Here is a 13,388-nt window from a genome sequence, read left to right as displayed (position 1 = left end):
GTCTTCGTGGTCTTGGGGTTGGTCGTCAAGGCGGTGGAGCGGCTGTGAGCGAGCGAAGCGAGCGAACCGTCAGACACAGCTGCCTGGCACTCATAGGGCCGACGGAGTCGGTCCTATGAGTGCCGTCAACGCCGCCGGCCTTGTCGTGGTCGTCGGCCTGGTGGTCTTCATGGTCGTGGCCCTGCTGTTCCCGGAGCGTTTCTGATGTCCCCGACCCTGGCCGGGATCCTGTTCATCGCGTCCCTGCTGCTCGCCCTGGCTCTGTGCCACAAGCCGCTGGGCGACTACATGTATCGCGTCTACACCGGCACCAGGCACAACGCCGTCGAGCGGGTGATCTACCGGCTGCTCGGCGTCCAGCCCGACAGCGAGCAGCGCTGGGGCGTCTACGCGCGCAGCGTGCTGGCGTTCTCGATAGTTTCGATCTTGTTCCTGTACGCGCTGCAGCGCCTGCAGAGCCACCTGTTCCTGGCCCTCGGGATGGAGCCGGTGGAGCCGGCGCTGGCCTGGAACATCGCGGTCAGCTTCGCCACCAACACCAACTGGCAGGCGTACTCCGGCGAGTCGACCATGGGCCACCTGGTGCAGACCGCGGGTTTGGCCGTGCAGAACTTCGTCTCCGCGGCCGTCGGCATGGCGGTGGCGATCGCCCTGGTACGCGGCTTCTCCCGCAAGAAGACCCACACGCTGGGCAACTTCTGGGTGGACCTGGTCCGCGGCACGATCCGCATCCTGCTGCCGATCGCGTTCGTCGCCGCGCTGGTGCTGGTCGCCGGCGGCGTGATCCAGACCTTCGCCGACCACAGCACGTGGACCACTCTGACGGGTGGCCGGCAGACGTTCACCCCGGGCGCGGTCGCCTCGCAGGAGGCGATCAAGGATCTGGGCACGAACGGCGGTGGCTTCTTCAACGTCAACTCGGCCCACCCGTTCGAGAACCCCACGTCGTGGACGAACTGGTTCGAGATCTTCCTGCTGCTGGTGATCGCGTTCTGCTTGCCGCGCACGTTCGGCCGCATGGTCGGCGACAACCGGCAGGGCTACGCGATCGTCGCCGTCATGGGCGTGATCGCAATGATCAGCGTCGGTCTGACGAACTGGGCCGAGCTGAGCGCGGGTGGCACCGTTCCGCAGGCGATCGGCGCGGCGCTGGAGGGCCGCGAGGCGCGCTTCGGCACGTCCAACTCGGCCATGTTCGCCTCGGCGACCACGCTGACCAGCACCGGTGCGGTGGACTCGTTTCACGACTCCTACACTGCGCTGGGCGGCGGAATGCTGATCTTCAACATGCTGCTCGGCGAGGTGGCCCCCGGCGGGGTCGGCTCCGGCCTGTACGGCATGCTGATCCTGGCGGTGATCACGGTGTTCGTGGCGGGCCTGATGGTGGGCCGCACCCCTGAGTACCTGGGCAAGAAGATCGGCGCCCGTGAGATCAAGCTGGCCTCGCTGTACTTCCTGGTCACCCCGGTGCTGGTGCTGGTCGGCACGGCCGTGGCGATGGGCACCGAGGTCGGCCGTTCGGCGATGCTCAATTCCGGTCCACACGGGTTGTCGGAGATCCTCTACGCCTATACGAGCGCGTCCAACAACAACGGCTCGGCGTTCGCAGGTGTCAGCGCGAACACCGTCTTCCACAACACCACGTTGGGCCTATGCATGGCCTTCGGCCGGTTCGTGCCGATCGTACTGGCCCTGGCGCTGGCGGGCTCGCTGGCTCAACAGGCACCGGTCCCGGCCTCGGTGGGCACGCTGCCGACACATCGGCCGCAGTTCGTCGGCCTGGTGGTCGGCGTCACGATCATTCTGGTCGCCCTGACGTTCCTCCCGGCGCTCGCGCTCGGCCCGCTCGCAGAAGGAATCCGCTAGACATGTCAACGCACGTGCTCGAATCCTCGAGCCAGGCGCCGACTCCCAAGAAGAACGGCCGAGTCGGCGGCGGACTGCTCGACCCCAAGCAAATGATCAGGTCGCTGCCTGACGCGCTGAAGAAGCTCAATCCGGCCACCATGTGGCGCAACCCGGTCATGTTCATCGTCGAGATCGGCGCGGTCTTCACGACCGTCCTGGCGATCATCGACCCGTCGTGGTTCGCCTGGGCCATCGTCGTATGGTTGTGGATGACCGTGGTGTTCGCCAATCTGGCCGAGGCCGTGGCCGAGGGCCGCGGGAAGGCGCAGGCCGCGACGCTGCGTGCGGCCAAGCGCGACTCGACCGCCCGCCGCCTCAAGAGCCGTGACGATCACGCCCAGTGGGACGTGATCGGCGCGGCCGAGCTTCAGCAGGGGGACTACGTGATCGTCGAGGCCGGTGAGATCATACCCGGCGACGGGGACGTGATCGACGGCATCGCGAGCGTGGACGAGTCAGCCATCACCGGCGAGTCCGCGCCGGTCATCCGCGAGTCCGGCGGCGACCGCTCCGCGGTCACCGGCGGCACGAAGGTGCTCTCCGATCGCATCATCGTCCAGATCACGCAAAAGCCCGGCGAGAGCTTCGTGGACCGCATGATCGCCCTGGTGGAGGGCGCGAACCGGCAGAAGACGCCGAACGAGATCGCGCTCAACATCCTGCTCGCCGCTCTGACGATCATCTTCCTGGTCGCCACGGCCACGATGCAGCCGCTGGCGATCTACTCCAAGGAGATCAACCCCGGCGTGCCGGACTCGCTCGCGCTGACTGGCGACGGCGTGACCGGCATCGTGCTGGTGTCGCTGATCGTCTGTCTGATCCCGACCACGATCGGCGCACTGCTGTCGGCCATCGGCATCGCCGGCATGGACCGGCTCGTCCAGCGCAACGTCCTGGCAATGTCCGGCCGAGCGGTCGAGGCGGCCGGGGACGTCTCCACGCTGCTGCTGGACAAAACCGGCACCATCACCCTGGGCAACCGGCAGGCATCGGAGTTCGTCCCCGTGCCGGGCGTCAGCGAGCATGAGCTGGCGCAGGCGGCGCAGCTGTCCAGCCTGGCGGACGAGACCCCCGAAGGCCGATCCATCGTCGTCTATGCCAAGCAGGCCTACGGGCTGCGCGAACGTCAGCCGGGCGAGCTGTCCCACGCCGAATGGGTGCCCTTCACCGCCCAGACCCGCATGTCCGGCGTCAACATCGCGCCGGACTCGGGCGCATCCGGTGGGGACGGCAGGGAAGTGCGCAAGGGCGCCGCCACCGCCGTCATGAAGTGGGTACGCGATGCGGGCGGTCACCCGACCGACGAGGTCGGCCATCTTGTGGACGGCATTTCGGCCTCCGGCGGCACTCCGCTGGTGGTGGCCGAGAAGGGCCGCGTGCTCGGCGTGATCCATCTCAAGGACGTGGTCAAGGACGGCATGCGGGAACGGTTCGACGAGATGCGCCGGATGGGCATCCGCACCGTGATGATCACCGGTGACAACCCGCTGACCGCCAAGGCCATCGCGGACGAGGCCGGGGTGGACGACTTCCTGGCCGAGGCCACCCCCGAGGACAAACTCGCGCTGATCAGGAAGGAGCAGGAGGGCGGCCGGCTGGTGGCGATGACCGGCGACGGCACCAACGACGCTCCCGCCCTGGCGCAGTCTGACGTCGGCGTGGCGATGAGCACCGGCACCTCCGCCGCCAAGGAGGCAGGGAACATGGTCGACCTGGACTCCAACCCGACCAAGCTGATCGAGATCGTCGAGATCGGCAAACAACTCCTCATCACGCGCGGGGCGTTGACGACGTTCTCGATCGCCAACGACATCGCCAAGTACTTCGCGATCATCCCGGCCATGTTCGCGGCGGTCTACCCGGGTCTGGACGCGTTGAACATCATGCGTCTGGCCAGTCCGCAGTCGGCGACCCTGTCGGCCGTGATCTTCAACGCGCTGATCATCATCGCGCTGATCCCGCTCGCGCTGCGCGGGGTCATGTATCGACCGTCCAGTGCGTCCAAGCTCCTGTCACGCAACCTCTACGTTTACGGCCTGGGCGGGATCGTCGTCCCGTTCCTCGGCATCAAGCTCATCGATCTACTGATCCAGTTCCTTCCGGGGATGTCATAAATGGACCGCATGCCCAGCTGGGTCCGCCAGCACATCGCCGCGCTACGCGCGCTGCTCGTGCTGACGGTGGTCACCGGCGTCATCTACCCGCTCCTGGCCACCGGAGTGGCCCAGGCGTTGTTCAACGACAAGGCCAACGGCTCTCTCGTCCAGAAGGACGGCAAGGTCGTCGGCAGCGCGCTCATCGGCCAGTCCTTCACCGACGCCGAGGGCAACCCGGTCAAGAAGTACTTCCAGTCGCGGCCCTCGGCGGCCGGTGACGGGTACGACCCAACCTCCACGGCGGCCAGCAACCTCGGCCCCGAAGACATCATCGACACGCCTGATAGAAAGTCGCTGCTCACTCAGGTCTGCGCCCGGTCCAGAACGGTCGGGGAGCTGGAAGGCGTCAGCGGCGCTCGCCCATACTGCACCCCTGACGGGCTCGGCGCGGTGCTCAAGGTCTTGCCTGACCGGGCTGCCAGCGTCAACCAGGCCTGCCCCGCCACCCCCTTCATCGCTACTTACCAGGGACTGCAGGTCGAATGCGCCCGGCCCGGGGAGGACTACTCGGCCGGCAGGACCGTGCCGATCCGCGGGAACGTGACCACGGTGGCGGTGCCCCCCGACGCGATCACGGCCAGCGGCTCTGGCCTCGACCCCGACATCTCCGTCGCCTACGCCGAGCTCCAGGCGCCGCGCGTGGCCAGGGAACGCGGGCTGCCGCTCGATCGGGTGAAGGCCCTGATCGCGGAGCACACCACCGGGCGGGCCCTCGGCTTCATGGGCGAGCCGGCGGTGAACGTGCTCGAACTCAATCTGGCTCTGGATCGGTCATGAAGAGGGGGCGCTTGCGGGTCTACCTCGGGGCGGCCCCCGGGGTGGGCAAGACGTACGCGATGCTCGGTGAGGGCCGCCGCGGGCTCGAGCGGGGCCGGGACGTGGTCGTCGGTTTCGTCGAGACTCACGGCCGCGCCCGCACCGCCGCCCTGTTGGAGGGTATGGAGATCATCCCTCGCAAGACGCTGATCTACCGTGGGGCCACCTTTACCGAGCTGGACGTCGAGGCGGTCATCGCGCGCCGGCCGACGGTGGCGCTGATCGACGAGCTGGCCCACACCAACGTGCCCGGCTCGAAGAACGCCAAGCGCTGGCAGGACATCGATGAGATCCTCGACGCCGGCATCGACGTCGTCTCCACCGTCAACATCCAGCACCTCGAATCGGTCAACGACGTCGTCCACCAGATCACCGGGATCCCGCAGCGCGAGACCGTATCCGACGAGGTGGTGCGGCGGGCGAACCAGATCGAGCTGGTCGACATGTCCCCCGAGGCGCTGCGCCGCCGCATGGCCCACGGCAACGTCTACGGCCCCGAGAAGGTGGACGCGGCGCTGTCGAACTACTTCCGCGTCGGCAACCTCACCGCGCTGCGCGAGCTGGCGCTGCTGTGGGTCGCGGGCAAGGTGGATGAGCAGCTCGACCGCTACCGCGCCGACCACGGCATCGCCACAACCTGGGAAGCCCGCGAGCGGGTCGTCGTCGCCCTGACCGGCGGGCCCGAAGGCGACACCCTGGTACGCCGGGCCGCCCGCATCGCCGCCCGCACCAAAGGCGCCGACCTGCTGGCCGTCCACGTCACCAGAGCCGACGGGCTTGCCAGCGGCGACCCAGCCAGCCTGGCCCGCCAGCGTGCCCTGGTCGAGAGCATGGGCGGTACCTACCACCAGGTCGTCGGCGATGACATTCCCCGTGCACTGCTCGACTTCGCCCGCGGCGTCAACGCCACCCAGCTCGTCCTCGGCGCCTCCCGCCGCGGCCGCTTCGCCCAGATCCTCTCGCGCGGCGTGGGGGTGGAGACCACGGCCTTGTCCGGCCCCATCGACGTCCACCTCGTCACTCACGAGGAGGCCAAGAGGGGCCGCAGGCGGCCCGAACACTCCCGAGCCGCCCTGACCAGGAAGCGCAGGCTCACCGGGTGGGTGGTTGCGGTGGCGGGCCTGCCGCTGCTGGCCGCCGCGCTCGCCCCGTCCCGTGACGCGCTCTCACTGACCAGCGAGATCCTGCTCTTCCTATGCCTGGTCATCGGCGTCGCACTGATCGGCGGCATGTGGCCGGCGATCGTCGCCGCCGTCGGCGGATTCCTGCTGCTCAACTGGTTTTTCACGCCACCGCTCGGGCGGCTCGCCATCGCCGAGCCCGAGAACCTCCTCGCGCTCGTCGTATTCCTGCTGGTCGCCGCAGCCGTCAGCACGATCGTCGACCTGGCCGCCCGCCGTACCAGAGAGGCCGCCCGCGCTCGCGCCAACGCCGAAGTGCTGTCCACGTTGGCCGGGCATGTGCTGCGAGGAGAGGCCGCGCTGCCCTCACTACTTGGCCGGCTGCGGGAGACGTTCGCCCTGGACTCGGTCACCCTGCTCGAACGCCTCGGCGAGCCTACCCCCGACGACATTTCCGAACCCGCCGCCTGGCGCATCATCGCCACCGCCGGCGCCGCTCCCTGCACCGCACCCGCCAAGGCCGACACCGACGTCGCGATCGACGACCGACTGGTCCTGGCTGCCCAGGGTCGACTGCTGGACGCCAGCGACCGAGGAGTGCTGGAGGCCTTCGCCGCCGAGGCCGCCGTCGCGCTGCGCCAAGAACGCCTGCAGGAAGAAGCCGAGCTTGCCAAGCCCCTGGCTGAGGCCGACAAGATGCGCACCGCGCTGCTCGCCGCCGTCAGCCACGACCTGCGCACCCCACTGGCGGCCGCCAAGGCCGCCGTCGAGAGCCTGCGCAGCCGCGACGTCACCTGGACCACCGAGGACCGCAACGAACTGCTGGCCACCGCCGACGAGTCCCTGGACCGGCTGGACCGTCTGGTGGAGAACCTGCTCGACATGAGCCGCCTGCAGGCCGGGGTACTCGGGCTGGCACTCCAGCCCGTCGCCCTGGAGGAGATCGTCCCCCGTGCCGTCGACGACCTCGGGCCGCTGCGCGACCGCGTTGAAGGCGACATCTCCTTCGACCTGCCCGAGATCATCGCCGACCCGGCGCTGCTGGAACGGGTCCTCGTCAACCTGATGACCAACGCCGTTCGCCACAGTCCCGCGGATCAGACGGTGCTGGTCACCGCCAGCACGCACGACGACGTGGTCGAAATCCGCGTCATCGACCGCGGTCCCGGCATTCCCGCTGAGGCCCACGAGCGGGTCTTCCAGCCGTTCCAGCGGCTCGGCGACCGTCACAACGGCACCGGCGTCGGACTGGGACTCGCGCTTTCACGCGGGCTCACGGAGGCCATGGGCGGCACCCTCGAACCCGAGGAGACACCCGGGGGCGGCCTTACCATGATCGTCCAGATGCCCATCTCGTCGAAGGCGGTGGCGCCATGACCAAGATCCTCGTCGTGGACGACGAGCCGCAGCTCCTCCGCGCACTGCGCATCAATCTGGTCGCCCGCCACTACGAGGTCGCGGTCGCCGGCGACGGCGCCTCCGCCCTGCGCCAGGCCGCCGAATGGCATCCCGACCTGGTCGTGCTCGACCTCGGTCTACCCGACATCGACGGCGTGGACGTCATCCACGGCTTGCGCGGCTGGACCCAGACACCCATCGTGGTTCTGTCGGGCCGGTCCGGAAGTCAGGACAAGATCGACGCTCTGGACGCCGGTGCCGACGACTTCGTCACGAAACCGTTCAGCATCGAGGAGTTCCTCGCCCGCATCCGCGCCGTCTCCCGGCGTTTCACCGTCCAGAAGACGGAGCCGGCCCGCGTCCAGCTCGGCGATCATTCAGTGGACCTCATCGGCAAAACCATCTCGGGCGGCGTGCGGTTGACGCCTACCGAGTGGCACATGCTGGAGATCCTGGTGCGCAATCCCGGCAACCTCATCACCCAGCGTCACCTGCTGACCGAGGTGTGGGGCAGCGAGTACGTCAAGGAGACGCACTACCTGCGCCAGTACATGACGCAGCTGCGCAAGAAACTCGAACGCGACCCCGCCCACCCGGTACATCTGATCACCGAACCGGGCATGGGCTACCGGTTCGTCCCATGACTTCCGCCCTGTCTGGGCATCCGGCCTCGCCCTGTGGGAGGGATCGGCGCTGTTCGCGGCCATCGTGGCCGAGCCGCCCAGAAGCCCGCATGCTCGCGTAGGCGCTGCTGATCAGCGCCTGTCCCAGAAATCAACGGTCTCGTCAAGCAGATGATCCACTGACGCCGCCGAAATATTGACGTTTTCTTGACGCCATGATCACGCGGGCACGGCTCTTGGCCTCACTAGGGTGCATTCGTCTTGACGATTTCTTGTGGAGGGCCAGTGGCCGAGGTGGGGCAACGTTCGGCAATGCCGGGAACGGCACTGCGGCGGTGGCTGCTGAAGGGCTTGCAGCGCCCGGAAGGCCTCGTGAGCCATCCGCCGCAAGAGGAGACTCCAGGCCATCAGCACAGATGGTGGCAGGTGATGTGCCTGACAGGCGTGGACTACTTTTCCACTCTCGGCTACCAGCCCGGTATCGCCGCCCTGGCCGCCGGCGCCCTGAGTCCCGTGGCCACGCTCCTGCTCGTCGCGCTGACGCTGTTCGGTGCGTTACCGACCTATCGGGCGGTGGCCGAGCAGAGCCAGCATGGACTGGGGTCGCTGTCGATGCTGGAGCGGTTGCTGCCCGGCTGGCGGGGCAAGCTGCTGGTGCTGTTCCTGCTCGGTTTTGTGGCCACCGCCTTCATCGTCACCATCACCCTGTCGGCGGCCGACGCCACCGCGCACATCCTGCACAACCCGTTCGTCCCCCATGCGTGGGCGAGTTGGCAGGTGCCGGTCACCTTGGTGCTGATCGCTGCGCTGGGAGGGGTGTTCCTGGTCGGCTTCAGCGAGGCCATCTCCATCGCGGTCGTTCTGGTCGCCGTCTACCTCCTGCTGAATGTGGTCGTGGTGGCCACCGCAGTGCAGCGCGTGCTCACCCACCCCGAGCAGGTGACGAACTGGCAGAACACTCTCACCGCCGACTACTCGAGCCCGATTGCGATGGTGGCGGTCTCCCTGTACGTGATGCCGAAGCTCGCCCTGGGCCTGTCAGGCTTCGAAACCGGCGTGGCCGTCATGCCTCTGATCAAGGGCGAGTTGACGGAACGGATCAAAGGTGCTCGCAAGCTGCTGACCACCGCCGCGCTCATCATGAGCGTCTTTCTGATCACCTCCAGCTTCGCCACCACAGTGCTCATTCCTGCCGAGGAATTCGCCGAGGGCGGCGCGGCCAACGGTCGCGCCCTTGCCTATCTTGCCCACCTGTACCTGGGCGACTGGTTCGGCACCGCCTACGACCTGTCCACCATCGCCATCTTGTGGTTCGCCGGGGCCTCTGCCCTGGCCGGACTGCTCAACATCGTGCCGCGCTACCTGCCCCGCTATGGCATGGCCCCGGACTGGACCCGCGCCATCCGCCCCATGGTGCTGGTCTTCACCGGCATCGCCTTCCTGATCACCTTGATCTTCGACGCTGAGGTGGAGGCCCAGGGCGGCGCCTACGCCACCGGGGTCCTGGCCCTGATCCTGTCGGCCGCCGTCGCGGTCACCCTGTCTGCCCGGATCAAGCGTCACACCAGAGCCGCCGTCTTCTTCGGCCTCATCACGCTGATCTTCGCCTACGCCACCGTCGCCAACATCATCGAGCGGCCCGACGGGCTCGTGATCGCCTTGCTTTTCGTGCTGGCCATCGTGGTCATCTCGCTCATCTCCCGAGCCACTCGGTCCACGGAGTTGCGCGTCACCCACATTCACCTGGACGATCACGCCCGCCGTTTCATCAACGAAGCAGGCGAGATCTACCTCATCGCCAACGAACCGCACGCCCGCGATGCCAAGGAATACATCGACAAGGCCCGGGAAGCGTGGGAGCTACACCGCCTGCGTACCAGAGAAGGCCTGCTCTTCCTGGAGGTCACCATCCCGGATGCCTCCGAATTCGCCGGCGAACTCCGCATCACCGGCGAGGAACGTCACGGCTTTCGCGTCCTGCGTATGCAGAGCACCACCGTCGCCAACGCCGTCGCCGCCCTGCTGTTGCATCTGCGCGACCAGACCGGCAAAACCCCGCACGTGTACTTCCACTGGGCCGCCGAAGGCAACCCCATCGGCGCCCTGCTGCGCTACCTGATCTTCGGCGGCGGCGACATCCCGCCCCTGACCCGCGAAGTCCTCCGCCAAGCCGAACCCGATCCGGACCGGCGTCCCATCGTTCACGTCGGCTGACAGGACGTGGTCGACGTCGACTGGCCTAGCCGCCAGGTCCCCTGACGAAAGCCCTCGCCGTGGAGGCCGGAGTCGGAGTTCGGCGCCTCGGGCGTATCCAAGCCGGCGGAGCCGATCTTGTAGTGTATTTCCGCAGTTCGGGCCCCGGCTTCGGTCAATAGGCGGCCAAGAACAAGAGCCCCGGTGGAGGCCCTCATCTCAGCTGTTCGGTCAGGCGCTCCAGGCCACTCTTGATGAGCTGCGCGTACTCGTCGTCGCCAAGCGCGTCGATCGTGCTTTGTGCCTGCTGGAGGTGCTCACGAGCGCGGCCGAGATCGCCCAGCTTGCGGTAGCACTCGCTCAAGTTGAGGTGCAACGACGGGTACAAGCCGGCCGCCGAAAGCGTCACCCCGGCTTGCGCCACCCGCTCATCGGTGAGCAGGTCGGCGGCGTCAAGCGCGCGCAGGTCCCAAAGCAGCTCTTGGTGTACGTCGTCTTGCACATCCGCCATCGCGTGGGCAAGGACGCAAACATGCAGCGGGTCGCCTTGTTCGCCGCCGATGTCATCCCAGATCTGCGCGAACAGGTCGCGAGCGGCCTCACGCTGACCTCGGTGGTGGTGCAGCTCCACCCCCTCGCCGATCCGGGTGATCGTCGGGTCAGTGATCATCGGCGGCTCCCTCTTCGGTGTCGGCTCACCCTCACAACAGTGCCAGTAACGTCGCTACGGCGACCCCACACTGGCCAACTTTTCGGTCACATTGGCTGGCATGCGGGCGGTTCGCGTGTCACCTGACGCTCTGGGTGTGGTTGATACACACCCAGAGCTTCGGAGGCGAAGATCGCTTCTGCTGGCGCGTTGCTGGCGGCCGAGGCCGAGGAGTAGGGCGGATCAGTGAGCGGTGGCCCGGACGGCGTCGACGATCAGATCGGCGACACGTTCAGGGTGGGCGAGCATCACGAGGTGCGAGGAGTGCACGTCGACGGTGGTCATGCCGGCTCGTTCGTAGCCGTAACGCTCGACGTCGGGGTTGATGGTGCGGTCGGCCGTGGCGACCAAACCCCAGGAAGGCTTGGTCTTCCAGGCTGCGGCCGGGGCTTTCTCGGCGAAGGCCTGCGCGGCCAGCGGGCGCTGGGAGACGGCGAGGACAGAGGCGAGGCCTGGGTCGACGTCGGCGGCGAAGACCGCCGGGAACTTGTCGATCTGGACCGACACGTCGGTGCCGGCCTCGGTGGAGCCCTCGATCGGGAAGGGGGTGTAGACGAGGACACTGGCGAGGTCGGAGTCGGGGAAGCGGCCCTGCAACTCGCCCAGGCTCTCGCCCTCCTCCAGGGCGTAGCCGGCCAGGAAGACCAGTGCCTTGACGTTGTCTTCCATTCCGGCGACGGTGATGACCGCGCCGCCGTAGGAGTGTCCGACCAGGATGACCGGACCGGGCAACTGGCGGACGATCGAGGCGATGTAGGCGGAGTCGCCGAGCAGACTGCGGTTGGGGACCGCAGGGGCCACCACGTTGAGGCCGCGGGCGATCAGTTCGGGGATGACGCGAGCAAAGCTGGACGCGTCGGCGAACGCGCCGTGGACCAGGACGACGGTCGGGCTGTCAAGACGGGACATGACGCAACTCTCTCTGTGTTGGCGTGGTTCGATCGGCCGACGCCGACCCGAGGTCAGGGGTCCGCCGGCTGCGGTGGTGTCTGAGGCGCGGACGGCTGCCCTCGGGTCAGCTCATGTGGGCAGGGAGTGCCCCTGCGATGCGCATGCGGGATACGCATGGTCATACGGATCGTGCGAGGTCCGGCTAGTCGGCCGGCGCCGCCGGGCGGTGCAGCAGGAGCCGGGCCAGCAGCCCGCTGCCCAGCCCGACCGTCACAGCGACGGCGGACCACCATGCCGAAACCGGCAGCAGGCCGATCACCTGGTCGGCGGACCACTGCCCCGGCCCGGTGGCGGCGAGGACGGTGGCCGTGGTGATGAGGAACAGCGGATACTCGTAGCCGTCGTTCTGCACCCACAAGCCGTGGCGCCATTTGACGGTGAGCGCCACCGTCATGACACCGATGACGCCGGCGGCGGCGAGCGGGGTCGCCAAGCCGGCCGCCAGTAGCAGGCCGGAGCCGATCTGGCCCGCCCCGGCGGCCAGAGCGGTGAGGGGGCCGCCGCGGAAGCCGTCTTCGCGGAACTCGCGGGTGCCGCCCTCCAGCCCTTTGCCGCCCAGGTGGAAACTGATCTTCTGGATGCCGTGCGCGGCGATCAGCAGCCCGGTCACCAGGCGCAAGATCAGCAGACCGAGGTTCAGCAGCGTGGGGCTCACCGGCCACCCCGTGGTGCGGTGCGGCCGCAGTGGCGGGGCATGGGTCAGCCCGCCGCGTGCGCGCCAATGACGGTCTGCGCGTACAAGACCCCGAGGCCATAGGCGCCGGCGTGTTCCTTGACGATCTCCATGACCGTCCCGTACGTCTCCTGACGGGCCCAGTCCCGCTGCAGCTCCAACAGGACCTGAACCCAGGTCACCGGGACCGCGCCCGCGGCGGTCATACGCTGGATGGCGTGCCCGTGCGCCTCGGAGCTCACACCGCCGGAAGCGTCGGCGACGACGTAGAGCTCGTAGCCCTGGCCGAGCGCCGAAAGCGCCGGAAGCACCAGGCACACCTCGGTCCACAGGCCGGACAGGATGATCTTCTTACGGCCGGTCGCCTTGATGGCCTCGACGACCGAGGCGTCCTCCCACGCGTTCATCGTGCTGCGGTCGAGGACCTCGTTCAGGGGGAAGACCTCGGTCAGCTGCGGCAGGATCGGGCCGGAGAAGGACTCCGCGGCGACGGTGGTGAGCACTACCGGAACGTCGAAGGCCCGAGCGGTTTTCGCCAGACCAACCGTGTTGTTGATGATGGCGGCGCGGTCGCCGCTGGCCACGCCGAAGAACATCTGCGGCTGGTGGTCCACGAAGAGCATGACCGCGTTGTGCGGAGTGAGCAGGTCCGGGCTGGGGACGGGCTTCACCTGGGCGAAGTCGACCATGACGATTTCCTCTCTGGCAGGGCGTGATCCCGCCCGCACGGAATGCGGGGCGGGGGGAGCGGCGCCCTCTCGGGTTGCCGCGGATAGGGGGCGGACCACTCCCTGCCGCACCGGAGGGGGCGGGAGTCGATCTGGCGCCGTGCCGATCACG

General features: G+C 68.0%; 11 protein-coding genes. 7 read left to right on the top strand and 4 right to left on the bottom strand.

Going from position 1 to position 13,388, the window contains the following annotated elements; genetic code table 11:
• The first annotated feature begins 115 nt into the window (after nt 1–115).
• The 7 genes from kdpF to ETD86_RS10620 all read left to right on the top strand — a co-directional run bounded on the left by kdpF (nt 116) and on the right by ETD86_RS10620 (nt 10,236).
• The gene (kdpF, locus tag ETD86_RS10650; RefSeq protein ID WP_138665963.1) at nt 116–205 is read left to right on the top strand and encodes a K(+)-transporting ATPase subunit F; all 90 of its coding nucleotides are present in this window, start codon (nt 116–118) and stop codon (nt 203–205) included.
• Nucleotides 205–1,866 carry a potassium-transporting ATPase subunit KdpA gene (gene kdpA, locus ETD86_RS10645; RefSeq protein WP_138665962.1) on the top strand — a complete coding sequence of 554 codons (1,662 nt, stop codon included), beginning with the start codon at nt 205–207 and terminating at the stop codon, nt 1,864–1,866. The genes kdpF and kdpA overlap by 1 nt, the downstream gene beginning before the upstream one ends.
• Nucleotides 1,867–1,868: 2 nt before the next feature.
• Nucleotides 1,869–4,022, top strand: coding sequence for a potassium-transporting ATPase subunit KdpB (kdpB, locus tag ETD86_RS10640; RefSeq protein ID WP_138665961.1), 2,154 nt, complete (start codon nt 1,869–1,871; stop codon nt 4,020–4,022).
• Nucleotides 4,023–4,841 (top strand): potassium-transporting ATPase subunit C, encoded by an 819-nt coding sequence (locus ETD86_RS10635; protein ID WP_138665960.1) that lies wholly within the window; start codon nt 4,023–4,025, stop codon nt 4,839–4,841.
• Nucleotides 4,838–7,378, top strand: a complete 2,541-nt coding sequence (locus tag ETD86_RS10630) for a DUF4118 domain-containing protein (protein ID WP_138665959.1) — start codon at nt 4,838–4,840, stop codon at nt 7,376–7,378. Before ETD86_RS10635 ends, ETD86_RS10630 begins: the two co-directional genes overlap by 4 nt.
• Nucleotides 7,375–8,043, top strand: coding sequence for a response regulator (locus ETD86_RS10625; RefSeq protein WP_138665958.1), 669 nt, complete (start codon nt 7,375–7,377; stop codon nt 8,041–8,043). Before ETD86_RS10630 ends, ETD86_RS10625 begins: the two co-directional genes overlap by 4 nt.
• 408 nt (nt 8,044–8,451) lie before the next feature.
• Nucleotides 8,452–10,236: an SLC5/6 family protein gene (locus tag ETD86_RS10620; RefSeq protein ID WP_246147835.1), complete on the top strand. Its 1,785-nt coding sequence runs from the start codon at nt 8,452–8,454 to the stop codon at nt 10,234–10,236.
• Between the two features lie 193 nt (nt 10,237–10,429).
• Here the strand turns inward: ETD86_RS10620 and ETD86_RS10615 are convergent, their stop codons facing one another.
• From ETD86_RS10615 to ETD86_RS10600, 4 genes are all read right to left on the bottom strand, one after another.
• Nucleotides 10,430–10,885 (bottom strand): hypothetical protein, encoded by a 456-nt coding sequence (locus tag ETD86_RS10615; RefSeq protein ID WP_138665956.1) that lies wholly within the window; start codon nt 10,883–10,885, stop codon nt 10,430–10,432.
• Between the two features lie 222 nt (nt 10,886–11,107).
• Entirely contained in the window at nt 11,108–11,833 is a 726-nt protein-coding gene (locus tag ETD86_RS10610) for an alpha/beta fold hydrolase (RefSeq protein ID WP_138665955.1), read from the bottom strand.
• Nucleotides 11,834–12,017: 184 nt separating this feature from the next.
• On the bottom strand, nt 12,018–12,530 hold the full coding sequence (locus tag ETD86_RS10605) for a DoxX family protein (protein ID WP_211369961.1): 513 nt from the start codon (nt 12,528–12,530) through the stop codon (nt 12,018–12,020).
• Nucleotides 12,531–12,574: 44 nt separating this feature from the next.
• Nucleotides 12,575–13,237, bottom strand: coding sequence for a hydrolase (locus ETD86_RS10600; RefSeq protein WP_138665954.1), 663 nt, complete (start codon nt 13,235–13,237; stop codon nt 12,575–12,577).
• Nucleotides 13,238–13,388: the final 151 nt, after the last annotated feature.

The sequence above is a fragment of the Nonomuraea turkmeniaca genome, from assembly GCF_005889735.1.
Classification (GTDB): domain Bacteria; phylum Actinomycetota; class Actinomycetes; order Streptosporangiales; family Streptosporangiaceae; genus Nonomuraea; species Nonomuraea turkmeniaca.
Note: the sequence above shows the minus strand (reverse complement) of the source record. Positions and strands in the feature narration are given on the sequence as shown.